At 57.4% G+C, this 1053-nt stretch carries 1 protein-coding gene; it reads right to left on the bottom strand.

The window, feature by feature from the left end:
• Positions 1-158 precede the first annotated feature (158 nt).
• Positions 159-668, bottom strand: a complete 510-nt coding sequence (ispF, locus tag NW837_RS10885) for a 2-C-methyl-D-erythritol 2,4-cyclodiphosphate synthase (protein WP_414331453.1) — start codon at positions 666-668, stop codon at positions 159-161.
• Positions 669-1053: the final 385 nt, after the last annotated feature.

Below are 1053 nucleotides of genomic sequence, written 5' to 3'. Positions count from 1 at the left end.
CCTAGAGGAGTAGCCCCCCTCCCGGCCCCTTTCCCAGAGGGAAAATTGGGGATCCAGGTAATGGGTGGTTTGACTGCGACTTGGGCAGATTCTGCGTTTTTGAGGGAGCGATTGCTTGCCAGTTTGGCAGCTCAGGCAGTGGGGTGACCAGGTTCTTTTCAGATTCTGATGGGAAGGTCAGAGGAAGCTTGTCCTCTCTGTTCCAGCAACAGGGCTACGGCGAAGGCAGCAATGGCCTCTCCCTGGCCGACGGGGCCCAGCTTTTCGTTAGTAGTAGCCTTGACCCCCACTTGCTTGGGGGAGATCTGCATCGCCTCTGCCAGGCGGGCCTGCATGGCGGGGATGTGAGGTTTGAGCTTGGGCTGCTCCGCCACCACCACACTGTCTACATTGGCAACGCACCAGCCCTCTTGGCCCACCAGCTGCACCACTTGCTGTAGTAAAAGGATGCTATCGGCCCCTTTCCAGCGTTCTTCTTCCGGGGGAAAGTAAAAGCCAATATCCCGCAGGGCTGCTGCCCCCAGGAGAGCATCCATGATGGCGTGGGTAAGCACATCGGCGTCGCTATGGCCCAATAGCCCCTTTTCGTAGGGGATCCGGATCCCGCCCAGGATCAGGGGGCGCCCCTCGACGAGGCGGTGGATGTCGTAGCCCTGGCCAATGCGCACTTTTCCGGCTCCCTTGGGAAAACCATCGAGACCCTTGTCGACCATCGCCCCCTCCGAGGAGCTAGGGGGATGGGAGTCGAGTAACCGACAAGCAGCTTTTGAGAACGCCTCTTTCTATTCTGCCGGCTCCAGAGGGGAATAGCAGATGGGACAAGACGAACCACTGTAGCAGTCGAAGCAGATGAGGTGAGACTTCCCGTGGGGATTGGCGCAGCGCTTGGCCCACTGATAATCGCTGTAGCTAAGAACTGATAATCGCTGTAGCTAAGATAAGATCTTTTCCGCAAACGTCACATCTGGCCATCCCGCTTTCTTCTGATACATTCACGCTGAACTCTCCTGAACATGGTTCAGGAAAGAAGCGATCGCATCCTGCCTATCTCTG

Origin of the sequence: Synechococcus sp. R6-10 (assembly GCF_047461815.1) — a bacterium.
Classification (GTDB): domain Bacteria; phylum Cyanobacteriota; class Cyanobacteriia; order Thermostichales; family Thermostichaceae; genus Thermostichus.
This window is presented reverse-complemented; position numbering and strand designations above follow the sequence as displayed.